The 25,389-nt window shown below is 69.5% G+C and carries 25 protein-coding genes; 12 read left to right on the plus strand and 13 right to left on the minus strand.

From position 1 onward, the window contains the following. Positions 1–166 precede the first annotated feature (166 nt). Positions 167–679 (plus strand): D-Ala-D-Ala carboxypeptidase family metallohydrolase, encoded by a 513-nt coding sequence (locus tag ACFFDA_RS25620; RefSeq protein WP_404480089.1) that lies wholly within the window; start codon positions 167–169, stop codon positions 677–679. Next, entirely contained in the window at positions 676–1,167 is a 492-nt protein-coding gene (locus tag ACFFDA_RS25625; protein WP_404480090.1) for a hypothetical protein, read from the plus strand. Before ACFFDA_RS25620 ends, ACFFDA_RS25625 begins: the two co-directional genes overlap by 4 nt. A 118-nt stretch (positions 1,168–1,285) precedes the next feature. Here ACFFDA_RS25625 and infC read toward each other — a convergent pair whose 3' ends face one another. Then, the gene (infC, locus tag ACFFDA_RS25630) at positions 1,286–1,807 is read right to left on the minus strand and encodes a translation initiation factor IF-3 (RefSeq protein ID WP_404480091.1); all 522 of its coding nucleotides are present in this window, start codon (positions 1,805–1,807) and stop codon (positions 1,286–1,288) included. A 243-nt stretch (positions 1,808–2,050) separates the two neighbouring features. Next, positions 2,051–2,932 carry a polysaccharide pyruvyl transferase family protein gene (locus tag ACFFDA_RS25635; RefSeq protein WP_404480092.1) on the minus strand — a complete coding sequence of 294 codons (882 nt, stop codon included), beginning with the start codon at positions 2,930–2,932 and terminating at the stop codon, positions 2,051–2,053. 211 nt (positions 2,933–3,143) lie between these two features. Here ACFFDA_RS25635 and ACFFDA_RS25640 point away from each other — a divergent pair, with 211 nt between their 5' ends. Further along, on the plus strand, positions 3,144–4,634 hold the full coding sequence (locus ACFFDA_RS25640; RefSeq protein ID WP_404480094.1) for an oligosaccharide flippase family protein: 1,491 nt from the start codon (positions 3,144–3,146) through the stop codon (positions 4,632–4,634). A gap of 17 nt (positions 4,635–4,651) precedes the next feature. Here the strand turns inward: ACFFDA_RS25640 and ACFFDA_RS25645 are convergent, their stop codons facing one another. The 3 genes from ACFFDA_RS25645 to ACFFDA_RS25655 form a co-directional block, all read right to left on the minus strand. Beyond that, complete coding sequence (locus tag ACFFDA_RS25645; RefSeq protein WP_404480095.1) at positions 4,652–6,127, minus strand: hypothetical protein; 1,476 nt, start codon at positions 6,125–6,127, stop codon at positions 4,652–4,654. 119 nt (positions 6,128–6,246) lie between these two features. Next, the gene (locus ACFFDA_RS25650; protein ID WP_404480097.1) at positions 6,247–7,386 is read right to left on the minus strand and encodes a glycosyltransferase; all 1,140 of its coding nucleotides are present in this window, start codon (positions 7,384–7,386) and stop codon (positions 6,247–6,249) included. Beyond that, on the minus strand, positions 7,379–9,553 hold the full coding sequence (locus ACFFDA_RS25655) for a GumC family protein (protein ID WP_404480098.1): 2,175 nt from the start codon (positions 9,551–9,553) through the stop codon (positions 7,379–7,381). The genes ACFFDA_RS25650 and ACFFDA_RS25655 overlap by 8 nt, the downstream gene beginning before the upstream one ends. Before the next feature lie 273 nt (positions 9,554–9,826). On the opposite strand from ACFFDA_RS25655, the gene ACFFDA_RS25660 reads away from it, so the two are divergent. Beyond that, positions 9,827–10,423, plus strand: coding sequence for a polysaccharide biosynthesis/export family protein (locus tag ACFFDA_RS25660; protein WP_404480099.1), 597 nt, complete (start codon positions 9,827–9,829; stop codon positions 10,421–10,423). A gap of 521 nt (positions 10,424–10,944) precedes the next feature. On the opposite strand, the gene ACFFDA_RS25665 is transcribed toward ACFFDA_RS25660, so the two are convergent. The 3 genes from ACFFDA_RS25665 to ACFFDA_RS25675 all read right to left on the minus strand — a co-directional run bounded on the left by ACFFDA_RS25665 (position 10,945) and on the right by ACFFDA_RS25675 (position 14,470). Further along, positions 10,945–12,102 (minus strand): cell wall hydrolase, encoded by a 1,158-nt coding sequence (locus ACFFDA_RS25665; protein WP_404480100.1) that lies wholly within the window; start codon positions 12,100–12,102, stop codon positions 10,945–10,947. Then, the gene (locus ACFFDA_RS25670; protein WP_404480101.1) at positions 12,099–13,424 is read right to left on the minus strand and encodes an outer membrane beta-barrel protein; all 1,326 of its coding nucleotides are present in this window, start codon (positions 13,422–13,424) and stop codon (positions 12,099–12,101) included. Before ACFFDA_RS25670 ends, ACFFDA_RS25665 begins: the two co-directional genes overlap by 4 nt. Before the next feature lie 116 nt (positions 13,425–13,540). Continuing rightward, positions 13,541–14,470: an MJ0042-type zinc finger domain-containing protein gene (locus ACFFDA_RS25675; RefSeq protein ID WP_404480102.1), complete on the minus strand. Its 930-nt coding sequence runs from the start codon at positions 14,468–14,470 to the stop codon at positions 13,541–13,543. Between the two features lie 164 nt (positions 14,471–14,634). Between ACFFDA_RS25675 and ftsE the strand changes: the two genes are divergently transcribed. The 4 genes from ftsE to ACFFDA_RS25695 are packed head-to-tail and all read left to right on the plus strand — an operon-like array spanning position 14,635 to position 17,592. Further along, complete coding sequence (ftsE, locus tag ACFFDA_RS25680) at positions 14,635–15,348, plus strand: cell division ATP-binding protein FtsE (protein ID WP_404482876.1); 714 nt, start codon at positions 14,635–14,637, stop codon at positions 15,346–15,348. After that, the gene (locus ACFFDA_RS25685; protein WP_404480103.1) at positions 15,345–16,265 is read left to right on the plus strand and encodes a cell division protein FtsX; all 921 of its coding nucleotides are present in this window, start codon (positions 15,345–15,347) and stop codon (positions 16,263–16,265) included. Before ftsE ends, ACFFDA_RS25685 begins: the two co-directional genes overlap by 4 nt. Positions 16,266–16,306: 41 nt before the next feature. Next, positions 16,307–16,843 carry a YdcF family protein gene (locus ACFFDA_RS25690; RefSeq protein WP_404480104.1) on the plus strand — a complete coding sequence of 179 codons (537 nt, stop codon included), beginning with the start codon at positions 16,307–16,309 and terminating at the stop codon, positions 16,841–16,843. After that, the gene (locus tag ACFFDA_RS25695) at positions 16,840–17,592 is read left to right on the plus strand and encodes a lysophospholipid acyltransferase family protein (protein ID WP_404480105.1); all 753 of its coding nucleotides are present in this window, start codon (positions 16,840–16,842) and stop codon (positions 17,590–17,592) included. Before ACFFDA_RS25690 ends, ACFFDA_RS25695 begins: the two co-directional genes overlap by 4 nt. A gap of 27 nt (positions 17,593–17,619) precedes the next feature. Here ACFFDA_RS25695 and ACFFDA_RS25700 read toward each other — a convergent pair whose 3' ends face one another. The 3 genes from ACFFDA_RS25700 to ACFFDA_RS25710 all read right to left on the minus strand — a co-directional run bounded on the left by ACFFDA_RS25700 (position 17,620) and on the right by ACFFDA_RS25710 (position 20,622). Next, a complete protein-coding gene (locus ACFFDA_RS25700; RefSeq protein ID WP_404480106.1) occupies positions 17,620–18,405 on the minus strand; it encodes a transglutaminase family protein in 786 nt (261 codons plus the stop codon). Positions 18,406–18,536: 131 nt separating this feature from the next. Further along, positions 18,537–19,460 carry a prephenate/arogenate dehydrogenase family protein gene (locus ACFFDA_RS25705; protein WP_404480107.1) on the minus strand — a complete coding sequence of 308 codons (924 nt, stop codon included), beginning with the start codon at positions 19,458–19,460 and terminating at the stop codon, positions 18,537–18,539. A 22-nt stretch (positions 19,461–19,482) separates the two neighbouring features. Continuing rightward, positions 19,483–20,622: a pyridoxal phosphate-dependent aminotransferase gene (locus ACFFDA_RS25710; protein WP_404480108.1), complete on the minus strand. Its 1,140-nt coding sequence runs from the start codon at positions 20,620–20,622 to the stop codon at positions 19,483–19,485. Positions 20,623–20,694: 72 nt separating this feature from the next. Between ACFFDA_RS25710 and ACFFDA_RS25715 the strand changes: the two genes are divergently transcribed. Genes ACFFDA_RS25715 through metW form a run of 3 tightly spaced genes read left to right on the plus strand, consistent with a single transcriptional unit; the run spans position 20,695 to position 22,846 of the window. Further along, positions 20,695–21,804 carry a homoserine O-acetyltransferase gene (locus ACFFDA_RS25715; protein ID WP_404480109.1) on the plus strand — a complete coding sequence of 370 codons (1,110 nt, stop codon included), beginning with the start codon at positions 20,695–20,697 and terminating at the stop codon, positions 21,802–21,804. Continuing rightward, complete coding sequence (locus tag ACFFDA_RS25720; RefSeq protein WP_404480110.1) at positions 21,801–22,238, plus strand: GNAT family N-acetyltransferase; 438 nt, start codon at positions 21,801–21,803, stop codon at positions 22,236–22,238. The genes ACFFDA_RS25715 and ACFFDA_RS25720 overlap by 4 nt, the downstream gene beginning before the upstream one ends. Next, a complete protein-coding gene (gene metW / locus ACFFDA_RS25725) occupies positions 22,235–22,846 on the plus strand; it encodes a methionine biosynthesis protein MetW (RefSeq protein WP_404480111.1) in 612 nt (203 codons plus the stop codon). Before ACFFDA_RS25720 ends, metW begins: the two co-directional genes overlap by 4 nt. Positions 22,847–22,861: 15 nt before the next feature. Here metW and ACFFDA_RS25730 read toward each other — a convergent pair whose 3' ends face one another. Together ACFFDA_RS25730 and ACFFDA_RS25735 are read right to left on the minus strand one after the other, a co-directional pair. Then, positions 22,862–23,935 (minus strand): acyltransferase family protein, encoded by a 1,074-nt coding sequence (locus ACFFDA_RS25730; protein ID WP_404480112.1) that lies wholly within the window; start codon positions 23,933–23,935, stop codon positions 22,862–22,864. Positions 23,936–24,058: 123 nt separating this feature from the next. Then, positions 24,059–24,445, minus strand: a complete 387-nt coding sequence (locus ACFFDA_RS25735; protein ID WP_404482877.1) for a VOC family protein — start codon at positions 24,443–24,445, stop codon at positions 24,059–24,061. Positions 24,446–24,634: 189 nt separating this feature from the next. Between ACFFDA_RS25735 and ACFFDA_RS25740 the strand changes: the two genes are divergently transcribed. Beyond that, positions 24,635–25,306 carry a glutathione S-transferase family protein gene (locus ACFFDA_RS25740; protein WP_404480113.1) on the plus strand — a complete coding sequence of 224 codons (672 nt, stop codon included), beginning with the start codon at positions 24,635–24,637 and terminating at the stop codon, positions 25,304–25,306. The last annotated feature ends 83 nt before the right edge of the window (positions 25,307–25,389 follow it).

A 25,389-nucleotide genomic window follows, 5' to 3' on the forward strand; every position in this document is an offset into this window, starting at 1 on the left:
ATTAAATCGGATCAATCGGCCGTTCTTCTGCCGATCGGGGGCTCGCAAGCATCGATTTGTACTATCACTTCGCCGGAGGTCTCCGGGGGAGGTCCTGGCGGATTTATATAACAACAAGAGGTCCTCCTGGATGAAGCCATCATCCTCCCGAAAGGATTCCCTTGCGATGAACTACGATGCGCAGAGCCTGGCCGCAGCGATCAAGAGCCGGCAGGACATCATGCTCACGCCCCATTTCCGTCTCTCCGAACTCATCAGGACCTCGCACCGGGCCGACAACTGGCCCTCCAGTCCCGAGGAGATCCTCAAGCTGCAATACGTGTGCCACTGGGTGCTGGAAAAAGTACGCACCCATTTCGGCCGCCCCGTGAGCGTCAACAGCGGCTATCGTTCCAAGGCGGTCAACGACCTCGTGGCCGGCTCGACCAGGTCGCAGCACATGAAGGCCGAGGCGGTGGACTTCGAGGTGCCGGGGATCGCCAACGGCGATGTCGCGACGTGGATCAGGAACAACCTCGTCTTCGACCAGCTCATCCTCGAATGCTACACCGCCGGCGAGCCGTCCTCGGGCTGGGTACACTGCTCGCTCGTCCGACAGGGCAACCGCCGCTCGCTGCTGACCGCGCAGAAGAACCGCAGGACAGGGAAGATCACCTATGTGAACGGGCTGCAGGCGTGAAGGCCGCGTTCGCCGTCGCCGGGCTGCTCGCGCTTGCCGGGTGCGCCAAGGCCCCGGCTACGCAAGGGCCGGCCGAGCCCTGCCGGATCGCGGATTTCCTGGGCGACTGGGTGAACGGGAAGCGCACGGACGAGGGGGTGACCGTCGACAAGGGCGCGGTGACGATCCTTTCGGGCGCGGCGCGCTCGCGGATAGCCTATGTCGCCTCGCGCGATTTCGACCTCGTCAGCCGCCAGGTGCTGCGCCAGGAGTTCCCGAACCTCGCTGCGCTGGGCAGCCTGCCGCCGGCGAGGAGCGGGCCGCAGGAGGTCGTCTGCGCCATTCACCTGATCCGCCCCGGCGGCGCCGCCGCGCTGGTCGCGAACGGCCGCAAGGGACTGGTCCTGCTCGAGGAATCGGGCGCCGCGGACCCGCCCGGGACCATGCATCTGCGCCGGGGAAAGCCCGCCCCGCTGCCGCCGCCCGACTTGCAGGTGGCACCCAAGTAGAGCCCGTCCGCTTGCGCGGCGAGAGCGAGTGGCGCTTTACGACGAGGAAGGGGGCCGAACGACAAAGGGCGCGGCCACCGGCCACGCCCTCTCGTTGTTCGATGATCGATGCGTCGCCTTACTTGGGCGAGAGCACCATCAGCATCTGGCGGCCTTCCATGCGGGGATAGGCCTCGATCTTGGCGATTTCCTCGCAGTCGGTCTGGACGCGGCGCAGCAGGTCCATGCCGAGCTGCTGGTGCGACAGCTCGCGACCGCGGAAGCGCAGGGTGACCTTCACCTTGTCGCCATCTTCGATGAAGCGATGGATGTTGCGCATCTTCACGTCGTAGTCGTGGTCGTCGATGTTCGGACGCATCTTGATCTCTTTGATCTCCTGCGTCTTCTGGGTCTTGCGCGCGGCATTGGCCTTTTTCTGGGCCTCGTACCGGTACTTGCCAACATCGAGGAACTTGCACACCGGCGGATCGGCGTTGGGCGAGACTTCGACGAGGTCGAGGCCGACCTCCGCCGCCTGCTCGATCGCCTGGCGCGTGTACATGACGCCGAGGTTCTCGCCGTCCTGGTCGATAACCCGGACCTTGTCCGACTGGATCATGTTATTGAAACGCGGTCCACTCTTGACCGGTGGCGTCATCATACGCCGGGGTGGGGGTGCTATAAGCGTTCTCCTGAATCGTTATTGTCGCGTGATCGGATTCGGGCGTCATTAATGCGATTCGCAGCGCTACGCAAAGCTGGAAATCGCATCAACGCATATGGGGCCCGGCCCGCCCCGCCGGTCACGACACGGATATGGGTTCGCAGACCCCGTTTTTGAATGGGCGGGGCGCGAAATTCGCTCGCGAACCCGACGCGACGGGGAACCGCGGCGCGGCTTTTACTAGGCGGCTTCCCGGTCGTTCGCGGCCTCGCGCGCCCAGGCGACGGCATCGGCGAGGTCGGTCGCCCGGTAGACCAGCGGCGAGGCGCCGGTGAAGGCGTCGAGGAAGCGGCCGATCTTGCCGTAGACGTTGTCGAGCACCGCATGCGGCCGGCCCAGCAGGAGCGAGAGGATGTGCACGTGCAGCCGGTCGGTGACGATCGCGCGGCCCTGGGACAACTGGCGCAGGCCGCGTTCGAGCCGCTGGCGCGCTGCGGCCTCGTACGACGTGGCGCGCGTGGCCGAGGGCGAGAGCGCCGTCCATGCCCGGATGGCGCCTGCTGCCTTCGCGCGGCGGACCGCGCCGATATCCTCCTCCAGCCAATCGTCGACGATGACCCCGGGCGGGAGTTGCCCGGCCCCGCAGCCCGTGCCTTCGCGATCCGTGCGCAGCATCGCCAGCACGTCGATCGAGGCGAGTGCGGGCCGGGTCGCGCCGATGGCGAGCGCACTGTCCGGGCACAAGTGGACCGCGCAGTCGAAGTGCTCGCGCGCGAGTTCCAGCGATGGCGTGTCGCGCACCAGCAGGGTGAAGTCCGGGTGGGCGGCGATCACCCGTGCGGTCTGTGCGATGCGGGCCGGATCGTCGTAGTGGATGGATTGCGGCAGTTGCACCACCGGCCGGTCGTGGAAACGCGCAATCACGCCTTCGCGGAAGTTCTGGTGATGGTTCCAGATGTCGCCGAAGTTGCCGCCGCCGATCAGGAAGATCGGTCCGTCCGGCACCGCGGCGCGCAGGGCCGCGTCGTCGAGATTGCGGTGCGTGCTGACATAGGCGGGATTGGTCCCCGCCAGCGACCGGAGCAGGGTGAGCGCGCCAATCCAGATAGCCGAATCGCCCACGTTCGAATAATTCGGAAAATCCAGAAGCGCATAACGCTGTCGAACGTGGGGGGAAAAGCAGTCGTTCAACCGTGATACTGCACTTTCGAAAGAACCGTTAAATAAATTTAACTCTGAGTTCATGCGATCATGCTCCCGATCAAGGCCGTATAATGCTATTTCGCAGTTGCGGAATGACTATGCAAGTCAAACCATGATTGCGAGGGCCTGAATGACTTTGGAAGGTGCATTGCGCCGGCGGGCAGCCGGGGCCGTCGGCTGGAGTGTCCTGCGCCTGGGCGGTGACCAGGTTTTCGCCTTCGCGGTCTTCGCGGTGCTGGCGCACCGGCTGGACCCTGCAGCTTTCGGCGTGTTCATCGTCGCTCTCGCGGTGGTTGAAGTCGGCAAGATCCTGGCCCAGGGAGGCCTCGTCAGCAGCCTCTATCGCGCCGGCGAGGTCACCCCGCGCCTCGCCGACACCGTGTTTTGGGCCAACCTGGCGATGGGCCTTGCGGTCGCGCTCGCCTTCGTCGGGCTGCGCCATCCGCTGGCGCGCGCTATGGGCAGCGCTCAGGCGGCCCCGGTGATCGCCGCGCTCGGCTTCGTGGTGCCGATCTCGGCCGCCGGGGCGACCCACATGAGCCGCAACTTGCGCGCCTTCGGGCACCGCGCGCTGGCTATCCGCTCGCTCGGCGCGGGGGTGGTCGGCGGTGCGCTCGCATTGGCGGCGGCCTGGGCGGGATGGGGCGTCTGGGCGCTGGTGGTCCAGCGTTTCGCGAGCGAAGCGGTCGGCACGCTGGTCGCCTGGCACGCCTTCCGCTGGCGGCCCGGCTTCGACGTCTCGTGGGCCACCTTGCGGGGGCAGTGGAAGCTGGGCGCCGGGGTCGCGGGCTCGCAGCTGCTGCTCGTCGGGCTCAATCGCACGCAGGACCTGATCCTGGGCCGCATGATCGGGATCGGCGCGGTCGGGGTCTACCGCACTGCGTGGAAGTCGATCGAGGTCGTCGCACAGGGCGTCGTCACGCCGTTCTCGAGCGTGGCGGTTCCCGCGCTCGCCAAGCTCAAGCACGACATGCCCGCGTTCCGCAGCGGCTACGTCAGGATGGTCTCGACGAGCAGCATGCTGGCCTTCCCCGCCATCGCCGGGATCGGAGTGCTGGCGGATGCGATCATCCCGCTGCTGTTCGGTCCGCAGTGGGGCGAGAGCGTACCGCTGGCGCGCGTGCTGTGCCTGCTGGCGCCGCCCTTCGCGCTGAACTTCTTCGCGGACCCGGCGCTGACCGTCCTCGGTCGCGCCGGGGTGATCGCACGGCTGGCGGCGATCCAGTTGGCGTTGACCCTGGCGTTCGGCATCGTCGCCGCGCCGCACGGCCTGCTGTGGTTCGCGATCGCCTACGTCGCGCGGGCCTATGCGACGCTGGCCCTGCAGATGACGCTGCTCCAGCGCGCGACCGGCATCCGCGCCGCCGACGTGCTGGCCGGGATCGCCCCGGCGCTCGGCGGGGCGCTGGTGATGGCGGTGGTGGTGTGGGGCACGGGCGACACCATGCCCGTCCGCGGATCGCCGGAGGGGGCGGCCGCGCTGGCCCGGCTGGGCTTCCTCGTCGTTCAGGGCGTGCTGGTCTATACGGCCGTGCTGCTCGTGCTGCTGGGGCGTTGCCGGCGCCTGGAACTGCTGGACCTTGCAAGGACGATCCTCGTCCGCTCGCGCGGGCTTTCCTGAGCGGTCCATCGTCGGCGTCAGGCGGGCATGGGGATTGCGCGCGGCGGCACTGCGACCGGGATCGGCGCCATGATCCCATCGTCCGCGCTCCGGGCCGTTGCCCTGGGCGACGATCGCAAGCCTATGGTCGCGCCGGACAGGATGGCGAAGGCGAGGCCGGGGTCGCAACTCGGCGCGGAGACCGAGGCGACGCCGGTTCCCACCAGCATCGCCCAGGCGGCGGCGGCGGCGGTATCGCGGTCCGCATCGCCGGTGCGCCGCCAGGTCGAGAGCGCCAGCGGCCTGAACGCCCGCGCGAGATGCCCGGCATAAGTGACCGCGCCGATCACCCCCACCGAGCCCAGGATCGCGGTGGCCAGGCTCGACGAGCGGAACGAGCCGGGCCCGATCCCGAGGCCGTGCGAGACGACGAAGGCATGGAGCCCCTGTGCGGCCCAGAACAGGCGCTGCCTGCCCGAAAACGAATCCGCCTTGTCGAGGGTCATGTGTTCCAGCAGTTCGCGCAAGGACCTTGCGAGCACCGGGTCCAAGGCCAGCAGCGTGGTCGCCACCACCAGGGCGCACAGCAGCGACAGGACGAGCCAGGCGAGCCGGTCGGGCGAAAACAGGCCGGGCGTCACCATGGCACGCAAGGCGAGGATGACGCCGAACAGGGCGAGCCCGACATAGGCGCTCGACGAGGTGCCGCCGACCAGCGCGACGCCCAGGACCAGCGCCGCCGGTCCGGTGCACCGCGCCTCCACGCCGCGCAGCCAGCATTCGAAGGTGAACACGAACCAGACGACGCCGAACGAGGCGAAGGAGGAAGCCTCCGGCCAGGTTCCGTTCATCCGCACGAAGCCGTTCCACTCGTGGTCGAGCTGGGCATAGCTGCCGTTGCGGAAGAACTCGAGAACGGCATTGGCGGGCGTATCCTTGAGCGCCACGCTGGCGAAGCCGAGCAGCGCGTGGACGATCCCGATCGTCGCGCCGGTGCGGACCAGGACCTGTGCCGCGCCCCGGGCCCGCAACACCGTATGGGCCGCGAGCGCCATCATCAGTGTCCCGGTCAGGTAGATGGCGGTGGTCAGGTTCTGCGTCGTGAAACGCAGCGGCGCGGCGGCGAGGATGCGTGCGAGCTGGGTGCCGTAGCGAGTGCGCAACTGCCCCCGCAGCGGCGTCACGTCGATCTCGCCGGCAAAGAGGCGCGGCAGGACGAAGGCGGCGAACACGCCGTAGGCGACGAAGGCGATTAGCCAGGCGTTGCCCCGCAGGGCCGCCAGGATATCGACGGGCGGCGCGTTGCCGGGCACGACGCAGCGAAGCACCAGGAACGCCAGCGCGAAATGCGCCGGCGTGATCGACGATCCGCCCAGCCCGGTGAGGTTGATCGCCGCCGAGCCCCCCAGCAGCGTCGAGACCATCACGAAGGCAAACAGGCCGCGCAGCGATCCGAAGACGAACAGCCCAAGGCCAAGGAGCAGCTGGGCCGCGCCGATGAGAGTGAGTTCCATGCGTGTCCTTCAGGCCTGGGCGGGGCGGCTCGGGCGATCCGCGATGGGTACGAGCGGCGCGGCGGTGATGCACGCCGCGAGCCGCGGGGCATTCCGGAGAAAGCGGGTCGCCGGTCGCCTCACAGCAGCGACCGCAATATGCCGGAGTCGAACTCGGCGGGCGAGAAGCGGCGGGCCTGAAGCACGGCGACGGCGGGATCGAAGGCCGGCAGCCAGCCCTCGAAGCGCAGAATGGCATCCATCAGGGACTCCACGGTCTGCTCCTGGAAGAAGATGCCGGTCTGCTGGTCGACGACCGAATCCAGCGCGCCGCCCTTGCCGAAGGCGATGACCGGCCGGCCCGAGGCCATCACCTCGACCGGCACGATGCCGAAATCCTCCTCGGCGGTGAACACGAAGCCGCGGCAACGCGCATAGTGGGAGCGCAGCGCCGCGAAATCGAGGCGCGGCACGATCGTCACGGTGGGGCCGGCCATGCGGCGCAGGGCTCCGGCCATCGGCCCGTCGCCGACGACCAGCAGCGGCAGGCCGAGGCGGTTGAACGCCGCCACCGCCAGGTCGGGCCGCTTGTACGGCACCAGTTGGCCCACCCAAAGGTAGTTCGCGTCTATGTGCGGCGAGGGCGCGAACAGGCTGGTGTCCACGGGCGGATGCACCACGGTGGAGGGCTTGTCCCACGCCCTGCCGATCCGGCGCTGGATGAAGCGCGAGTTGGCGACGTAGCGATCCACCCGCGAGGCGGAGGCGACGTCCCAGGTGCGCAGGCGATGGAACAGGAACGGCATGAGCGCACGGTTGAGCGGTCCGGTCGCGTCGCGGTACTGGTGGTAGTGGTCCCACAAGTAGCGCATCGGCGAGTGCACGTAGCACATGTGCAGTGCGTCCGGGTCGGTGATGACGCCCTTGGCCGGGCCGCTCTCGCTGCTGATGACGAGGTCGTAGCCGCGCAAGTCCATCTGCTCGAGCGCCATGGGCATCAGGGGCAGGTACTTCTGGTAGTGCCGGATCGCGCCGGGCAGGCGTTGGATGAAGCTGGTGGTGATCCGGCGCCCGGCGATCGCGCGCGACACGCGGGCCTCGTCGTAGACGTGGGTGAAGATGTCGGCGTCGGGAAACAGGTGCAGCAGGCGTTCGACCACGCGCTCCCCGCCGCGCATCGTCACCAGCCAGTAGTGCACGATGGCGACCTTGCGGAAACGCGCCCGGGCGGCCGCCAGCAGCGCGTCGTCCTCGTCGGCGACGGGCCGCAGGTTAAGCATAGTAGTCCTTGTAGGCCTTGTAGAAGGCGTTCTCGTCGAGCCCGAAGGCGGCCTGCCGGCGCACGTCGACGCGGGTGAGCACCATGCCGGCGAGGCCGACGTTGCCGGCCGGCAGCATGCGCAGCAGCGAGCGCACCGCAGCTTCGGGCGTCCGGCGCCAGCGCACCGCGACGATCGCGGCGTCGGCCTTGCACAGCAGCAGCCGTGCATCGGCCATCGGCAGGACCGGGGCAGTATCCATGATGATCGCGTCGAAGGAGGCTGCCGCCTGTGCCAGTAGCGCGTCCATCCCCGCGCCGGTGAGCAGCGCATGGTCTTCCTGTGCAGCGGTGCTCAGCGGCAGGATCGCGAGGCCCGTGCGCGGATCGGTGACGAGGGCATTCTCCAGCAGGGTCTCCCCGCGCAGTACCTCGAGCAGGCCGACCTCGCGCGGGGCCCCGGTCCAGCGGCTGACCCCGCGACGGCGCACGTCGCAATCGATCAGCAGGATGCGGTCCGAGGCCCCTGCCATCGAGCGGGCGAGGCACAGCGACAGGGTGGTCTTGCCTTCCGACGGCAGGGCCGAGGTCACCGCGATGATCCGGGGATTCTCGACCGCGAAGGCGATCGAGGCGCGCAAGTTGCGGAACGCCTCGGCGAAAGCGGAGCGCGGCTGGTCGACCACCGCGTCGGCAGGTCCGTTGGCGAGGGCACCGCGTTCCTTGCGCGCCGTCACTGAGGCGAGTTCGGGAACCGAGCACAGATAGGGCACGCCGAGGCGTCGCTCGATGTCCTCGCCGGTGGCCAGGCCGCTGAACGTCAGCTCGGCGGCGATCGCGGCGACGAGGCCCAGTCCCAGGCCCAGCGCCCCGGACAGCACCATGTTGAGGAGGAAGTCGGGCCGCGCCGGGGTTTCGGCGGGCCGCGCCGGATGCAGGACACGCGCCTCGGGCTGGCGGATGCCGATGCGCGCGGCGAGCTCCTTGTAGCGCGACAGGTAGCTTTCGTAGAGCGATCGGGAAGCCTGCGCGCGCTGCTCCAGGTCCTGCAGGTCGACCATCGCGACGTTGTCGCGGCGCAAGGCCCCTTGCGAACCGGCGAGCGACCCGGCCAGCGAATCGAGCCGCTGGCGCGACACCGCCGCCTTTGCGGACAGGTTGGAGACGACGCGCCCGATCTCGTCGCGGATCTGTCCCGTCACCGCGTCGAGCTGGCTGCGCGCCCGCACGAGATCGGGGTGGCGGGGGCCGTACTTGGTGGCGAGCGAGGCGACTTCGGCAGCATGGGCGGCCTGCTGCTGGCGCAGCGAGGCGATGACCCCGGACCCGAGCGATTCGCCCACGTCCTCTCCGGTCGACCCCGAGCCGAGCTGCCGGCGGGCGGTGGCAAGCCGTGCGGCATCCTCCGCGGCCTGCGCCCGGGCTTCGGTGACCTGCAGGTTGTAGGCGGAAATCTCCTGCTCGGTGAGGGAGCGGTCGGTGGTGCTCGGCAGGTCGTGCGCCAGCCGGTAGCGCGCCAGCGTCGCGGCGTCGGCGGAGGACTGCAGCCGCGCCGTCTCCATCCGCGCGCCGATGTCCTCGAGCGCCTTGCCGTCGCCCGCTTCCTTGTCGGACACGGTGCCCAGCGTATACTGCTGGGCGAAGGCATTGGCGATGCGGGCGGCCTCGGCCGGGTCCTCGCTCTCGAAAGCGACGCCGATCGTGTAGGTGGCGCCCGAACGGAATGCGCTGACTCCGCCCTCGACGTAGGCAAGCGCCGCCTCGCGCGCCCGGGCCTGGCTTGCGCCATCGCCGGCGAAGCGCGGGTCTCGGGCGAGGCCGAGGCGGTCAACGACGCCGGCGACGTTGCTACTGGAGGTCATGACTTCGACCTGGGTGTCGATGTAGGTCTCGCCCGGGCTTCCCCGGGCGGCGGCGCGGTCTTCGTCGGTGAGCGGGGCGATCGGCTCGACCCGGGCATCGAGCGTGACTTCGGCCGTGGAGAGATACGTCGGCGTCTGGCGGGCAGTGACGACGAGGCCGGCCGCAAGGCAAGCGAACAGCCCACCCAGGATCAGCGGCCAGCGCCGGCGCAGGAAGGCGAGGAGCAGCCACGGATCGACCCGATCCGCCGCTGCAGGCGCGGCGACGGGTCGCATCGGGGGCAGGAGAGGGCCCGCCTGGGGCGCCAGGACAACCGAGTTGTTCAAGCTGTTTCCATCCGTTCATGCCGGAACGTCACCACAGACCATCCGGATTCGCCACATTGTCAGGCAATAGGGGCGAATTCGGCAAGATGTCCGTCTCTCAATTTCAAAAATGTAATCCGGAAACTACCTCGGAATCCGACATTGTTTCAACGTAAGGAAGTACTAGTCATGATGGCATCGGGAATTATATTTCTGTAATGGTGTAATGATTCTTGTTTTATTTAGATGAATGAAGAATGTTCGGGGCGAGACATGCGATACGGAGAATCAGGGGTGAAGACGATCTGCTGGCTGCGTGGCCGCCGGGCTTGCCTTGCCGCCGTCGGCGCGCTGACTTTGCTGGGCCAGGCCTGCACCACGGCGAGTGCGCCGCCGCTGGGCGCCCTTGAAGCGCAGGAGGGCTTGCAGGCCTACCGGCTCGGTGCCGGCGACAGGCTGCGCGTGACGGTCTACAACGAGCCCAACCTCTCGGGCGAATACGCGGTGTCGAGCGCGGGAGAGATCGCGTTCCCGCTGATCGGCATGGTCCCGGCGGACGGACGGACCGTGAACGAGCTGATCGGCGCGCTGACCGGTCGCATCGCCGAAGGATACATGACCGATCCCAGGGTCAGCGTGGAAGTGCTCAATTATCGCCCCTACTACATCCTGGGGGAAGTGCAGAGGCCGGGGGAATATCCCTATGTCGCGGGCCTGACGATCGAACAGGCGGTCGCCGTCGCCGGCGGCTTCAACTACCGTGCCAACGCCAAGCGGGTGAACTTGCGCCGCACGCCCGAGCCGGCGGAGAAGTCTGTGGACCTCTACTCGAGCCAGGCCGTGGCGGTGATGCCGGGCGATACGATCCGCGTGCTGGAACGCTACTTCTAAGCTGCGGCTTGCGAGAGCCCTTTCGAACAATCCCCGAATGGCATCTTCGGCGCGGCTCCGGTTCGCTCCCTGCACGAACGTCCACATGACCCTGTCGATTGAGCCGGGTGGGGAACTGGCCGGGGCCGAGATCCGGCCTTGCCCGGATTTTCAAACGCTCTCTTGGGCCGTGGCGGCCTGGAACGGGCGGGGTAACGAGTCCGGGCACAGGCCTTGCGCAGGCCCAGCACGCTCGGCCGTCGTGGGGGCGGGCGGTCATGCGTAGATCACGGTCATTTGCAGGGCTCCGCGATTGCCGCTTCCTTGAGCGGTGCGCTTGTATGTCCCCCTGGCTCGGGAGCGGCGCGTGTCGCGGCCCCGTCAATGCTTCGACTGATGCGGCGTCCATTCATCGCCATGTGCGCAAGTGAAATTCACGGTGCCGGGCGAGGGACGTGGGGTTCGCGACGCTGTGCCGGCTCGGGGCCGGCTCGGGGCCGCCACGTCCCGATAGGCGCCACGGGAGATGGCCGTCATGGCGGTCAGGTCGCGGCGAGCAGGCGTTCGAGTGCGGGGCCGCCCGGCAGGCACTGGGTCGGGTCGCTGCGGTGGAAACGGGCGCAGTCCCAGTAGGCGCCTTCGCGGCCTGGGCCCTTGCGGACGTAGACGAAGGCGATGTCGCGGGCGATGCGGCCGGCGACGCGGCACTCGGCCGAGCCGTCGCACAGCGCGAGGGCCCTGAGGGCATACGTGCCGGGCGCCGCACCGGCGTCGAGCTGCAAGTCGAGCGGTGCCGGACCCGCGAACGCAGGTAGCTCCGCCTTGCCGGGAAGGGCCGCCGCGCTGGACAGGAGTTCGACAGGCGGGGCCTTCATGGCGGGCTCGAGGGCGAGCCCGGATGCATGGGCTGGCGAGAGGAAGGCGATCGCAGGTTCGACGATTTCCTCGCCCGGGCCCGATGACCGTCCCATCGCGGCGGGGGAGCCCCAGTAGCCAGGCCAGCGGTAGAACAAGTGGGCGCCCTGCCGGGCGATCTTGACCAGCCCGTCGCGCCACCGGGGGACGACGTAGTCGGCATGGTAGTGCGTCGCGAGGCCGACGTGCCCATCGACCGCGCCCGACAGGGCGGCTTCGGCGATGGCGCGTGCCCGGGCGAGGGCGGGTGCGGCGGGCACGCGGGCGAGCGAGCCGTCGCAGGTGAACGTGAACTGGCAGCCTGTTTTGCGATCCGAGCCCTGGAACACCACGGCGCAGACGGTGGCGGGGAAGGCCGGGTGGCGCACCCGGTTGAGCACCACCTGGACGACGGCGCGCTCGCCGGCGGGATCGTCGCCCGCCTCGTGCCAGGCGGCGAGGGCGAGGCAGTCGCGTGCGTGCAGGCGGGACGCGGGCGTGCCGGTGAAGCGGAAGGGCGCGGCAAGGACGGGCCGGAGGTCGGCGAGGGGAACCCGGGCGTTGGAGAGCCGCGCGGTATCCATGGTGATCCCGAGGTCCGGCTCGGGGACGGGCAGGGGCGGCGGCGCGGACGCTCCGATCACGGATATCCCGGCCGGAGGCAAGGTCGCCGCGGGGGGCGCGGCATCGCCGGATTGCCCGGGCTGCGGCAACCGGGCGACCGACAGTATGGAAAGGGCAAGCACGGCGGCGATCGCGATGCGCCACCGGAGGGCAATTCCGCCCAGGTCCGCCAGGCGGATCACAGCGTGTAGCGCAGCGAGAGCGACACGCGCCGGCGATCGAAGCGCCGGCCGATCGCGCCGGCCTCCCCGCCCGCCCGCCCGCCCGCGCTGCTGCCGTCGCTCCGGGTCGCCTGGAACCCGATTTGCGCCGAGACGCGCAGGCGGCGGTTCGCCAGCCATTGCGCGCCCAGTACGCCCGAGAAGTCCTTCTGGACGCGCCCGGTCCCGGCATAGTCGCTCGCCGTCCGGTCGAGCCGCGCGGTGAGGATGAGGTTGCGGCGCAACTCGTAGTCCGCCTTTGCGCCGTAGCGGCTCTGGCGGATGCCGGCGACGCCGGCCAGCGGCGAGCGCTGGATGGTGCGCCGCGCGTCGAGCGTCCACGTCACCATCTGCGTCGGGTTCCATTCGAGGCTGGCGGCGAAATCCAGGCCCTTGATGCGCGGGAAGGCGGGATCGTCGTAGCGCTGGTCCTGGTAGCCCAGCGCGGCCCGGCCCCGGACCAGGCGCGTCACGCCGAATTGCACGCCGCCGCGCACCGAGTAGCCGTCCGAGCTGCGATCGAGCGAGCGTGCCTCGTCGGGGTAGCGGGCCTGATTGTAGCTGCCCTCGACGAACAGGGCGACGCCGGGGCCGACGGCGTAGCCGGTGCGCAGCGATGTCGACCAGGTGCGATAGTCCCGGTCGCCCTGGGCGAGGGCGGCGCCGGCGACGCGATAGGGCGCGTAGCGGAAGGTATCGAGCGAGGCTTCGGCCTCGACGAGCAGGCGCCCGGTCTCGTGCCGGATCTGCGCGCCCGTTTCGAGGGCATTGTAGGCGATCCGCGGGCCGCGCACGGTGGTGTCGCCGACCGAGCCGCGCGGTTCGTAGGCGCGCGCGTAGCCGATGCGGACCGACGCGCTGGTCGCGACCCCGAGGTCGAGCCGGGCGGCGGCACGGGCATCGTAGGTGTCGGTATTCTCGTTGTCCTGCGACAGGCCGCGGGCGAGCGCGGCGTCGGCATCGAGCGAGACGGCGTGGCGGGCCCAGGTCGAGCGGGCGGCGAAGCCGGTGGCGAGAGTGACCAAGGCGTCGTCGACCTTGCCGGTGCGGGCGGCGTAGATGTTGTCCTCGTAGCTGACCCGCAGTTCGGCGGACGGCAGGACCTCGAACGCGCCGAAGCGCAGCGGGATCGGGTCGAGTTCGGGGCGAGGGCGCTTCTGGACGGATATGGCGGCGTCGCCTGCGGGAATGCCCTGTGCCGCTGCCTGCGAGGCGGTGCAGGCGGCCAGGAGGCCGAGGAGGCACCGGACGAGCGCGGGCTCTGCGGCGCGATATCTGCGTCTGCGCTTCGGGAGTGCCTGCACGTCAAGAATCGCCCCGCCTGCCAAAATGCCCCTTCAGGGGTTTTGCGGGTGCGGACTCTGCCGGGCAAATGAATGATTTGTCACCGGGCCGGCCGGGGGCCCGGCCGGATTTCCGGTCAGTCGGGCTTCCAGCCGATCTCGGCGGCGGCGGCGGACTTGGGGATGTCGGTCAGGGCTTCGTTGACGGTGATCGTCTCGCCGGGGGCCAACTGGCGCTTGGCGGGGACGACTTCCTTTTCGTAGACGATCGTTTCGCGCCGGTCGCGCAGGACCACCAGCAGCGAGGGGACGCTGCGGCCTTGCGCGCCGATGTTGGTGATCGTGCCGCTGACGCTGAAGAACTCGGTGCCGTCGGGGAGCGGCTTGCGGTCCTGGCGGCCGCGCGGGAAGTCGAGCTTGAGGTCGGGCTGCGCCTGCTGGAAGGTCGGGTGCGGGATCGGCAGCCAGTCTGGCAGGCCGCCCCAGGCGACCGCACCGGCAAGGCCGAGCGTGGCGATGGCGAAGGCGAAGGCGCCGTAGGTGCCGATCCGCGCCCAGTTGCGGCGCGGGCGGAACGGCGGCGAGAAGTCGAAGTTCGAGGTGTTCTCGTCCGCGTAGTGCTTGGTCGCGGTGTCGTCGTAGTAGGTGGGCGCGGCCCGCTGCTCGCGCCGTGGCGGGCCGGGCGGCGGCGCGTCGGGTGCGCGGCCGGGGGCGATCGCCTCGGGTGCGGCCTGGGCGACCGGCTGCGGTTCGGGCTGAACCGGGCGCGGGACCACGATCGCCGGCCGTTGTGCCGGGGCCGTGCGCTGTGCAGGAGCGGAAGGGGGAGCCGGTTGCGCCGACGCCGGGTTCGACGGGGCGGGCTTGGGCGGAGCTGGCGCCGGCCGCGACGCTTCCGGCGCGGGCTCTGCGGCGGGAGCCGCGGCGGCAGGCTCCAGCGCGAGTTCGGCGCCTTCCTGGAACCAGCTATGGCGGCACTTGGCGCACCGCACGGTCCGGCCTTCCATACCGATCGCGCTATCCGGTACGGCGTAGCGCGTCGAGCAGGCAGGGCAGGCGATTATCATGATCTCCCTCATAAGCACGGCTTGCCCGCACGCGACAAGCGCCCGACCGGCAGGTACGCGTCGTGACGCCCTTTTTTCCACATGCCTTTTATCGAAGTACCGGGCTCGCTATAGGGAGCCTGCGTCGCCCGTTCGGCCCGACCTGACACAGCATCCGGATGAGCATGACCGCGGACGGCGAAATCATTCACTTCGACAATGTCGGACTTCGCTACGGCACCGATCGCGAGGTGCTGAGCGATCTGACCTTCACGCTGTTTCCGGGCCGCTTCTACTTCCTCACCGGAGCGAGCGGGGCGGGCAAGACCTCGCTGCTGCGGCTGCTCTACCTGGCGCAGCGGCCCTCGCGCGGGGCGATCCGCATGTTCGGGACCGATGCCATCACCCTGCCGCGCAGCCGCCTGCCGGCGCTGCGGCGGCGGATCGGCGTGGTGTTCCAGGATTTCCGGCTGGTCGAGCACCTTTCCGCCTTCGACAACGTAGCGCTGCCCCTGCGCGTCGCAGGCCACCAGGAGCGCGACCTGGCAGGCCCGGTGCGCGACATCCTCGAATGGGTGGGCCTGGCCGACCGCATCGACGCCCGGCCGGCCACGCTTTCGGGCGGCGAGCAGCAGCGCGTCGCCATCGCCCGCGCGGTGATCGCGCGCCCGGCGATGCTGGTGGCCGACGAGCCGACCGGCAACGTCGACCCCGACATGGCCCTGAAGCTGCTGCGCCTGTTCGAGATGCTCAACCGGCAGGGCACCACGGTGGTGGTGGCGACGCACGACCTCGACCTGCTGCGCAAGGTGCCCGACAGCCTCATCATGCGGCTGGACCGGGGGCGCCTGGGCGATCCCACCGGCGCGCTGCGTTATCCGCCGCGGAAGCCGGCATGAACGCCATGGCATCCCTCGGGCGCCGCCTGCGCGGTGGCCGCAGCGTCGAGATCATCCCCGAGGCGCGCATGTCCGGGCCGATGCCCTGGGTGATCGCGATCATGGTGGCGCTCACCGCCATCGCGCTCGCCGCCGGGCTCGCGCTCGGCAATGCAGTCTCCGCGGCGCGGGCCGAGATCGCCGGCGGCGTGACCGTCCAGATCATCGAGCCGCGCTCCGAAATCCGCGCCGACGAGGCAGCGCGCGCGGTGGCGGCGATCAAGACGATGCCCGGCGTCGCCGGCCTGCGGCTGGTGCCGCAGGAGGAACTCGACGCGCTGATCGAGCCGTGGCTGGGAACCGGCATCGCCGCCGCCACCGGCTCGGCGATTCCGGTGCCGGCGCTGATCGACGTGCGGCTGAGGGGCCCGGCCACTCCGGCGCAGCTCGAGGCGATCAGCCGCCGCGTGACGCCAGTGGCGCCCTCGGCGCGGATCGACGCGCAGTCGAACTGGCTGCGGCCGGTGTTCGACGCGATGGTTTCGCTGCAGGTGCTGTCGATCGCGCTGGTGGCGCTGCTGGCGATGGCGCTGGCGGCGGCGGTGCTGCTGGCGGCGCGCTCGGCACTGGGCGCGAACCGCGACACGATCGAGATCGTCCACCTGCTCGGCGGCACCGATGCCCAGGTCGCCCGCGTGTTCCAGCGCTCGATCGGCTACGACGCGGCGGGCGGCGGCACGGTGGGCCTGGCGCTGGCGCTGGTGGTGATCCTGGTGCTGGCGCGGCGCTTCGCCGGACTGGGCGCCGGGCTGGTCGACAATGGTGCCCTGGTGTGGAGCGACTGGCTGCTGCTGGCGCTCGTGCCGATCCTGGCGACGCTGCTGGCGATGGTGACGGCGCGGCTCACCGTGCTGCATGCCTTGCGCCAGATGCTTTAGCGCCTGCTTTAATCCGCAGCCATGCCTATATAGGCTCCACCATGTTTCGCCGCTTCGTCGCCTTCCTCGTGCTGATCTGGCTCTTCGGCTTCCTGTGGTTCGCCATAGCGTTGCCGGGGCCGCTGGCGATGAACGTGCGCACAGATGCGATCATCGTCCTGACCGGAAGCTCGGGACGCATCGAACACGCGCTCGCGGTGCTGGAGGCGGGCAAGGCGCCCGACCTGCTGGTTTCCGGCGTCGACCGCGAAGTGCGCCCGCGCGAGTTCGCGGTGCAGTTCCGCGTCCCTGCGCGCCTGATGAAGTGCTGCGTGACGCTGGGCTACCGGGCCTACGATACCCGGTCGAACGCCATCGAGGCCGCGCAGTGGGTGACGGAGCATGGCGCGAAGTCGGTCCGGCTGGTGACTGCCGACTGGCACATGCGTCGCGCGGCGCTCGAGATCGGCCGCGAGTTTCCGGACGGCGTGCGCCTCGAACGCGACGCCGTCCCCTCGCGCCCGAGCCTTGGCGCGCTGTTCCTCGAATACCACAAGCTGCTGGCCCGCGCCGCGCTCAACCTCTGGGAAGCCCTTTGACCAAGACCGATCCGACCTACTCGGCACTGGCCCCGGCGCTGGCCCGCGCGACACCTCTCGACGTGGTGCGCAGCCTGCTGTTCTACGTCGCGTTCTACCTCGGAACGGTCCTCTACGTGATCCTGACCCTGCTGGCCTCGTTGATCGGCGACGCGATACTGGGTCGGGTGGTACGCAACTGGAGCTGCTACCATCGCTTCTGCGCGCGCTGGCTGCTGGGCATCCGCGTGGTCGTGGAGGGCCGGTTCCCCGATGGACGCGAGGGTAACGGCGTGCTCGTGGCGATCAAGCACGAGAGTTTCTACGAGGCGATCGACCTGCCGGCGCTGATGCATCGGCCGGCGCCGTTTCCCAAGGCGGAACTGGCGGAGCTCCCCGGCTGGGGCTGGGCGGCGCGGCGCTACGGCGCGGTCGTGGTCCAGCGCGGCGAGGGGGCCAAGGCGCTGCGGGCGATGGTCACGAGCGCGCGCGGCTTCGCGGCGCAGGGGCGGCCGCTGGCGATCTTCCCCGAAGGAACCCGGGTCCCCACAGGAAACCAGCCGCCGTTGCAGTCGGGCTTCGCGGGGCTGTACAAGCTGCTGGGGCTGCCGGTCGTGCCGGTGGCGGTGAACAGCGGGCGGCTCTACCACCGGCGCTGGAAGAAGCCCGGCGTCATCACCGTGCGGGTAGGGGAGCGCATCGAGCCGGGCCGCCCGCGCGAGGAGGTCGAGGCGCTGGTGCACGCGGCGATCAACGTGCTGAACGTATAGAGGCCCTTGCGTCGGGACGACGGACGTTCAGGCCGGCACAAGTTCGGTGACGTCGACGGTCTGCGACAGCATCTCGACCCCGCCGAAGCTGCTCAGGAAAGACACGTCGGCGGCGTCGCGGCCGATGCCGATCTTGGCGATGCGGTCGGGCGAGGTCATGCCGGTGGCGTCGACCAGGTGCCAGGCGCCGTCGAGAAACACTTCGGCGACGGCGTGGAAGTCCTGCGGCTCCACGCCCAGGCCATAGACGCTGGCGAAGCGCGCCGGGATCGCGCTGGCCCGTACGAGCGCGATCATCAGGTGCGCGTAGTCGCGGCACACGCCCCGGCAGCTCTTGAAGGTGTCGGCCGCGGTGGTGAAGGCATCGCTGGAGCCGGGCTCGTAGGTGAGCGTCGCGGCGATCCGGTCGCGGATGGCGGCGACGCGGGCACCGCCGTTGAGGTGGCCGAATTCGTTCTGGACGAAATCGTGGAAGGTGTCCGAGGTGCAGTAGCGCGAGGGCATCAGGTAATCGACGGTCTCGCCGGGGAGCAGGTATGTCGGCACCGCGGGCAGCGTGTCGACGTCGGCCAGCATGCGGTTGACCGCGACGGTGGCCTCGTAGCGGACCTGGAGCGGGGCGGAGGTGCGCAGCCAGATCCGCTCGCCGATGTCGGCCTGGGCCGAGACTCGGGCGAAATGCTCCAGCGGCGGCAGGTCGATGCGCGCGGTGAGCACCTGCTGCTCGGGGATGATCGCTGCTTCGATCTGCAGCAAGACATCGACCGGGCCGGGCACGGCGTAGTCCAGGGTGGTAACGATGGAAAGCTGCATAAGGTCGGCGTCCTTGAGCGAGGCTTGTGCCCTCAAAGCCCGAGAACGCGCAGGGCTCCCGGGCAGACATTAAAATTCGTTCATCCAACGTCGGGGGCCGTGCCAGGAGAGACCGCCCCGTCGGGCCGGGGTCAAGCCGGCTTGCCGCCTTCGTGGTCGCCGCGGCCGAAGTCGGGGCGGGCGTCGTCCTGGCCCTCGTCGATGATCGAGCGGCGGATCGCGCGGGTGTGGGCGAAGTGGTCGAACAGCTTGTCGCCGTCGCCCACCCGGATCGCCCGTTGCAGCGCGGTCAGGTCCTCGGTGAAGCGCTGGAGCATGGTCAGCACCGCGTCCTTGTTGGACAGGAACACGTCGCGCCACATCGTCGGGTCGGAAGCGGCGATGCGGGTGAAGTCGCGGAAGCCGCCGGCGGAGTACTTGATGACCTCGCCCTGGGTCACGTCCTCGAGGTCCGAGGCGGTGCCGACGATGGTGTAGGCGATGAGGTGCGGCAGGTGGCTGGTGACGGCAAGCACGAGGTCGTGGTGCTCGGGCGTCATGATCTCGACGTTGGCGCCCAGTGCCTCCCAGAAGCCGACGAGGCCCGACAGCTTGACCATATCGACCTTGGCCGGCGGGGTGACGATGCACCAGCGGTTGCGGAACAGGTGCGCGAAGCCCGCGTCGGGGCCGGAGTTCTCGGTGCCGGCGACGGGGTGCGCGGGGATCACGATGTGTTCGGGCAGGGCCTCGCCCAGTGCCTTGGCGATCGCCTGCTTGGACGAGCCGACGTCGCTGACGAGGGCGCCTGCGGGCAGGGCCTCGCGCACTTGCTCGGCAGCGATGCCCATGGCGCCGGGGGGGACGCAGAAGATCACCAGGTCCGCCTCGCGCACGGCCTCGGCGGGCGTGTCGCACACGGTGTCGACGAGGCGGCGCTCGGCGGCGCGAGCGCGGGTGGAGGGCGAGAGGTCGTAGCCGGTGGTGCGCGCCTCGGGGAGATACTCGCGCACGGCGAGGCCGATCGAGCCGCCCTGGAGGCCCAGGCCGATGATGGCGACGGTGGCGAATGTCATGCGGCGCTCCGGGGGGCGGGCTTCACTTCGCGTCTTCCGCCATTTCGCGCAAGGCCGCCGCGATCGTGTCCATGTCCTCGGCCTTGCCGATGGTGATGCGCAGGGCCTGGGGCAACCCCTGTCCCGGCAGCCAGCGCACGATGTAGCCGCGATCCGCGAGGCCGTCGAAGGCGACTTCCGCACTCAGCTTGCCTTCGAACAGCACCAGCACGAAGTTCGCCTGGCTCGGCAGGGGACGCAAGCCGTGGTTGCCCAGCGCTTCCAGCTTGGCGACGAAGCGTGCGCGTTCGTCCCGGTTGTGGACGCGGCTGGCCTCGAGGAAGCCGGGATCGCCCAGCGCCGCCAGCGCCATCGCCTGGCCGGTGGCCGAGACGTTGAAGGGCCCGCGGATGCGGTTGAGCGTCGCGACCAGCGAGGGTGCGCCGGTGGCCCAGCCGATGCGCTCGCCGGCCAGGCCGAAGATCTTCGAGAAAGTGCGCGTCACCAGCACGTTCTCGTGCGCCTCGGCCAGCGCCAGGGCGCCGTCGGCATCCTCGGGGGCGACGTATTCGCCATAGGCCTGGTCGATCACCAGCAGCACGTCGGCGGGCAGCGCGGCGTGGAGGCGGGCGATCTCGCCGGCGGGGAGGTACGAGCCGGTCGGGTTGTTGGGGTTGGCGACGAAGACCACGCGGGTCCGCTCGCTCACCAGCGCCAGCAGCGCATCGACGTCGGTGCCGTAGTCGAGATCGGGCGCGACCACCGGCGTCGCGCCGCAGCGGCGCGCGGCGATGTCGTAGACCGAGAAGCCGTAGCGCACGTAGACCACTTCGTCGCCGACGCCGGCATAGCCCTGCGCGGCGAGGTTGAGCAGTTCGTCCGAGCCGGTGCCCATGACCACGCGGGCGGCATCGATGCCGTGCGCGGCCCCGATCGCCTCGCGCAGGGCCGTGCTGTCGGGATCGGGGTAGAGGGCCGGCGCCTGCGCACGGGCGGCGAGTGCGGCGGGGCTGGTGCCCAGCGGGTTCTCGTTGGCGGAGAGCTTGATGAGCGGGCGTCCGTCCTTGCCCTTGGACTTGCCCGGCACGTAGGCGTGGATCGCGTCGATCCAGGGCTTGGGGGTCGGGGCTTTTGCGCCAGGGATGACGGAGGTGATCGTTTCGCTCATGACGGGCCGCCCCATAACGCAGAGCGCCCGCTAATGACAGAGCCGGATTGACTCCCTATTGGCGGTTCCCCACTTGGCGAAACGATCATGGCGACTGCCCCTATCATCCCCACCGAGAACAGAGTCCTCGATCTCGACATGCCGCTGCTGCTCGACGGCGGGCAGAGCCTGGCGTGCCCGCGCCTGGCGTACGAGACCTGCGGCACCCTGAACGCGGCCAAGGACAATGCGATCCTGATCTGCCACGCGCTGACCGGCGACCAGCACGTCGTCTCCGACCACCCGCGCACCGGCAAGGCGGGCTGGTGGGTGCGCATGGTCGGGCCGGGCAAGCCGATCGACACCGACCGTTATTTCGTGATCTGCGCCAACGTCATCGGCTCGTGCATGGGATCGAGCGGCCCGGCGAGCCGCGCGCCCGACGGCGACCTGTGGGGCATGCGCTTCCCGGTCATCACCATTCGCGACATGGTCAAGGGCCACATCGCCGTGCTCGACGCGCTGGGGATCGATTCCCTGCACGCCGTCGTCGGCGGCTCGATGGGCGGGATGCAGGCGCTCAGCCTCGCCTCCAACTTCGCCGAGCGTACCCGCGCCGCGCTGGTGATCGCCTCGACCGCGCGCCATTCGGCGCAGAACATCGCGTTCCACGAAGTGGGCCGCCAGGCGATCATGGCCGATCCCGAATGGCGCGAAGGCAACTACGCCGCCTTCGGTACGCGCCCCGAAAAGGGTCTCGCGGTGGCGCGCATGGCCGCGCACATCACGTATCTTTCGGAAGCGGGCCTGACCGACAAGTTCGGCCGCCGCCTGCAGAACCGGCAGGAGAAGACGTTCGGGTTCGACGCCGATTTCCAGATCGAATCGTATCTGCGCTATCAGGGGCTGGCCTTCACCGACCGCTTCGATGCGAACTCGTACCTCTACATCACCCGCGCGATGGACTACTTCGACCTCGCCGAGGAGCATGGCGGGCTGCTGGCCAACGCCTTCGCGAAATCGAAGGCGCGGTTCTGCCTCGTGAGCTTCGATACCGACTGGCTCTATCCGACCGCCGAATCGCGCAACGTCACCCACGCGCTCAACGCGGCGGGGCTGCCGGTGAGCTTCGTGGAGCTGTCGGCCCCCTTCGGGCACGACTCGTTCCTGCTCGACGTGCCCGCGCTCGACCGCGTGGTGGAAGGGTTCCTGGGATGACGATCGAACTGTCCGACGATCCTTCGCGGATCGATATCGCCCGCGTCCATGGCTGGCTCGCGTCGAGCTACTGGACCCCCGGCGTGAGCCTGGAGCGGGTGCAGCGCCAGAATGCCGGCTCGCATTGCCTGGGCGCCTACCACCCCGAGCACGGGCAGGTCGGCTTCGCGCGCATGGTCACCGACCGCGCCAGCTTCGCCTGGCTTGCCGACGTCTGGGTGGACGAGAGCGTGCGTGGCCAGGGCCTCGGTCGCCGCATGGTGCGCTGGTTCCTCGACCATCCCGACTATGCGACCGTGCGCCGCTTCGGGTTGAACACGGCCGATGCGCATGGCGTCTACGCCGCGCTGGGTTTCACTGCGCCCTCGCAACCGGACCGGCTGATGGAGCGCCTGGTGCCCTGGCCCGTCCCCGCCCCGGTGCCCGCATCATGAACGCCGCACAGAAAGCCGGCCTGCGCCCCGACCTTGCGGTGATCGCCGACAACGTGGCGCGCGGCGCCAGCGTGCTCGACGTCGGCTGCGGCGACGGCACCCTGCTCGCCGCACTGCGCGACGGGCAGGACTGCGCCACGCGCGGCATGGAGATCGACGCCGCCAACGTGGGCCTGTGCGTCGCGCGCGGGCTCTCGGTGATCCAGGGCGATGCCGACAGGGACCTCGCCTTCTATCCCGACAAGTCGGTCGACTACGCGATCCTGTCGCAGACGCTGCAGACCACCATGCGCCCCGACCGGGTGCTGGAGGAACTCCTGCGGATCGGCCGCAAGGCCTTCGTCAGCTTCCCCAACTTCGCGCACTGGCGCGTGCGCACCTCGCTTTTGTGGAACGGGCGCATGCCGGTGACGCGGCTGCTGCCCGTCGCCTGGTACGAGACGCCCAACATCCACCACCTGACGGTCAACGACTTCCGGCAACTGGTGAAGGAGCGGGGCATCACCGTGGAGGGCCGCTGGTTCCTTTCGGGCGACCAGAGCTGCAGCGCGGCGGCGGCGAACTTCCGCGCCGAGCATGCGGTGTTCCTGCTCTCGCGCGCCGGCTGACGGGCCCTCGGGCGGTCACTTCAAGGCGATGCGCTTGCTCACCGCGTGGGCGGGGGCTTCCACCAGGCGATAGGCGATCCACGCCGCCAGCACGTTGACGGCCAGGACCGCGACGATCGCGACGGTGTCGGGCAGGGGCAGCATCCCGGCGAGGAAGAAGCCGGCGCCGGTGACCGGGTTGTGGAACAGGTAGAGGCTGTAGCTGATGGTCCCGAGGAACAGCAGCGGCGGCAGGCGCAGGCCGTTCTTCACGAAGCCGGTGGCCAGGCTCACCGCCAGCAGCACCGCGGTGAGGAAGGAGACCCACCCGAACGTCGAGCCGCCCCAGGCGATCGGCACGAAAAGCGCCGCCATCTGCGCCACCGCGAGGCGCGAGCCGGTTGAGCGATATGCCAGCACGCCGAGGTAGAAGGCGAACCACAAGTTCACGAACAGCCCCGCCATCGGCGTGGGGACATGTCCCGATGCCCAGGCGAGGGCGATGCCGAAGTGGACCAGCCCTACGGCAGGCGCGTACCGTCCGCCCCGCACATGGGCGACGAGCATCGACAGCACGAAGAAGATGTAGAACTGCACCTCGTAGCACAGCGTCCAGAACACGATGTTGACGTTTTCGAAGCCGAGCAGGTTCTGCGCGTAGAACAAGTGCGCCGCCAACTGGGGTTTCGTCACGTCCGGCAGCGGGCTGCGGCCGATCCGGTATTCGACGTAGCCCACGACCAGCACCGCGAGGATCGCCGCCCAGTAGGGCGGGTCGAGCCGGATCGCCCGGCGCAGCACGAAGCGGGCCAGCAGCCCGGCCGAAGGCGTCGCATCGCGCAGGCTGTGGGCGATGACGAAGCCGCTGAGCGCGAAGAACACCGCGACGCCGTTCTCCCCCTTGGCGAAGATCCACACCAAAGCGGCCGGCGCGGCGTCGAAGAATGCGGCGACGTGGCCGCCCGCGTACAGGTGGAACAGGACGACCCACAGCGCCGCCAGTCCCCTCAGGGCCTGCGGCAGGGCGAAATGATGCGTGGCGAGGCCGGGCCGGGACACCCGCCCGGCGGCTGGGGGAGCGATGTCCCCTATGCGCGCAATCGCCTCCATGCCGTGCTTCCCCACTGACCTTGGGCCCACTGACCTTGGGGCAAGTGTACGGGAAGCGCCCCGTTTCGGGACGCCCCTCATAACTCCTACGTCAAATTCCGGATCGCTGCGACGGCCGGGACGTCACCCCATCGAGAGGCCGAAATAGGCGCCCAGCTTGTTGCCGTCCGGATCGCGCAAGTAGGCGCCGAAGGCTCCGCGCGCCTTGGGCTTGGGTTCGGGCTCGCCTTCGCTGGTGCCGCCGTTGGCGAGGCCGGCCGCGTGCCAGGCGCTGACCGCGTCGGCGTCCGCCGCCTCGAAGATGATCGTGCCGCCGTTGGCGTGAGTGCAGGGCTCGCCGTCGCGCGCCGGGCCGAGGAGGAACTTCACGCCGCCAAGGTCCCACATCACGATCGGATACTGCTCGGGCGTCGAGCAGGGGGCGAGGCCCAGGGCACCGAACGTCGCGTCGTAGAAGGCGCGGCTCCGGGACAGGTCGTTCGAGCCTAAGCGGATGGACTTGAGCAGCATGGTCTCTCCCTCGTTTTGCCGCAGGATGTCGCCGCCGGGGAGAGGGGTCAATGCGTATCCGCCCGTCGCCGCGATATGTGGCGCTCGCAACCGCCCGTCGCAGCCTTGGGACTTATCCACGCGTTTAGCCCCCGTGCAAAATCCTCCTCGGGTGGACGCTGCCCCCCCGCTTTGGCATCGGATTGCGCCATGTGGCATATCTATCAGTTTCCGCTCTGCCCCTTCAGCCGGAAGGTGCGGCTGCTCATGGCCGAGAAGGGCATCGCCTACGAACTCCAGACCGCGCGTCCCTGGGAAGGCGAGGACCGGCTGTTCGCGATGAATCCGGCGGGCCGCACGCCGGTGATCCGCGAGACGGAGAAGGGCGTGGTCCTGTCCGACAGCCGCGCGATCTGCGAGTACTTCGAGGAGACGGTCGACCGCTACCCGCTCATCAGCGGCACCGCCCAGCAACGCGCCGAGATCCGCCGCCTGATCGCGATGTTCGACGAGAACTTCTACAACGACGTCTCGGGCCCCCTCCTGCTCGAGCGGATGAAGAAGCGCCTCGTCCTGCGCCAGTCGCCCGATGCCAAGGCGCTGCGCGAATCGATGAAGCTGGCGCACGACTATCTCGACTACATCGACTACCTGATCGACAACCGGCCCTGGCTGGCGGGCGCGACGATGACGCTCGCCGACCTTGCCGCCGCCGCGCAGATCTCGGTGGCGGATTATCTCGGCGGGCTCGACTGGTCGACCCACGAGCAGGCGCGCGCCTGGTATCTGGTGATGAAGTCGCGCCCCTCGTTCCGCCCGCTGCTGTCCGAGCGCATGGAAGTGATCCAGCCGCCCAGCCACTATGCCGAGGTGGATGGCTGAGCGCCGGCGTCATCCCGGGCTCGATCCGGGACAGTAAGGGGCCACCGCGACGTCGCGCCCGGCGCAAGGTGAGCGCGACCCTG

Source organism: Novosphingobium sp. BL-52-GroH (assembly GCF_044813085.1).
In the GTDB taxonomy this organism is placed as follows: Bacteria; Pseudomonadota; Alphaproteobacteria; order Sphingomonadales; family Sphingomonadaceae; genus Novosphingobium.

Coding starts and splice junctions, on each gene's coding strand:
- ACFFDA_RS25735 (WP_404482877.1), bottom strand. CDS start 24,445: ATGCTGCTCAAGTCCATCCGCTTAGGCTCGAACGACCTGTCCCGGAGC.
- ACFFDA_RS25675 (WP_404480102.1), bottom strand. CDS start 14,470: ATGATAATCGCCTGCCCTGCCTGCTCGACGCGCTACGCCGTACCGGAT.
- infC (WP_404480091.1), bottom strand. CDS start 1,807: ATGATGACGCCACCGGTCAAGAGTGGACCGCGTTTCAATAACATGATC.
- ACFFDA_RS25715 (WP_404480109.1), top strand. CDS start 20,695: ATGGCGACTGCCCCTATCATCCCCACCGAGAACAGAGTCCTCGATCTC.
- ACFFDA_RS25650 (WP_404480097.1), bottom strand. CDS start 7,386: ATGCTTAACCTGCGGCCCGTCGCCGACGAGGACGACGCGCTGCTGGCG.
- metW (WP_404480111.1), top strand. CDS start 22,235: ATGAACGCCGCACAGAAAGCCGGCCTGCGCCCCGACCTTGCGGTGATC.
- ACFFDA_RS25720 (WP_404480110.1), top strand. CDS start 21,801: ATGACGATCGAACTGTCCGACGATCCTTCGCGGATCGATATCGCCCGC.
- ACFFDA_RS25690 (WP_404480104.1), top strand. CDS start 16,307: ATGTTTCGCCGCTTCGTCGCCTTCCTCGTGCTGATCTGGCTCTTCGGC.
- ACFFDA_RS25730 (WP_404480112.1), bottom strand. CDS start 23,935: ATGGAGGCGATTGCGCGCATAGGGGACATCGCTCCCCCAGCCGCCGGG.
- ACFFDA_RS25640 (WP_404480094.1), top strand. CDS start 3,144: ATGACTTTGGAAGGTGCATTGCGCCGGCGGGCAGCCGGGGCCGTCGGC.
- ACFFDA_RS25740 (WP_404480113.1), top strand. CDS start 24,635: ATGTGGCATATCTATCAGTTTCCGCTCTGCCCCTTCAGCCGGAAGGTG.
- ACFFDA_RS25700 (WP_404480106.1), bottom strand. CDS start 18,405: ATGCAGCTTTCCATCGTTACCACCCTGGACTACGCCGTGCCCGGCCCG.
- ACFFDA_RS25710 (WP_404480108.1), bottom strand. CDS start 20,622: ATGGGGCGGCCCGTCATGAGCGAAACGATCACCTCCGTCATCCCTGGC.
- ACFFDA_RS25685 (WP_404480103.1), top strand. CDS start 15,345: ATGAACGCCATGGCATCCCTCGGGCGCCGCCTGCGCGGTGGCCGCAGC.
- ftsE (WP_404482876.1), top strand. CDS start 14,635: ATGACCGCGGACGGCGAAATCATTCACTTCGACAATGTCGGACTTCGC.
- ACFFDA_RS25620 (WP_404480089.1), top strand. CDS start 167: ATGAACTACGATGCGCAGAGCCTGGCCGCAGCGATCAAGAGCCGGCAG.
- ACFFDA_RS25705 (WP_404480107.1), bottom strand. CDS start 19,460: ATGACATTCGCCACCGTCGCCATCATCGGCCTGGGCCTCCAGGGCGGC.
- ACFFDA_RS25645 (WP_404480095.1), bottom strand. CDS start 6,127: ATGGAACTCACTCTCATCGGCGCGGCCCAGCTGCTCCTTGGCCTTGGG.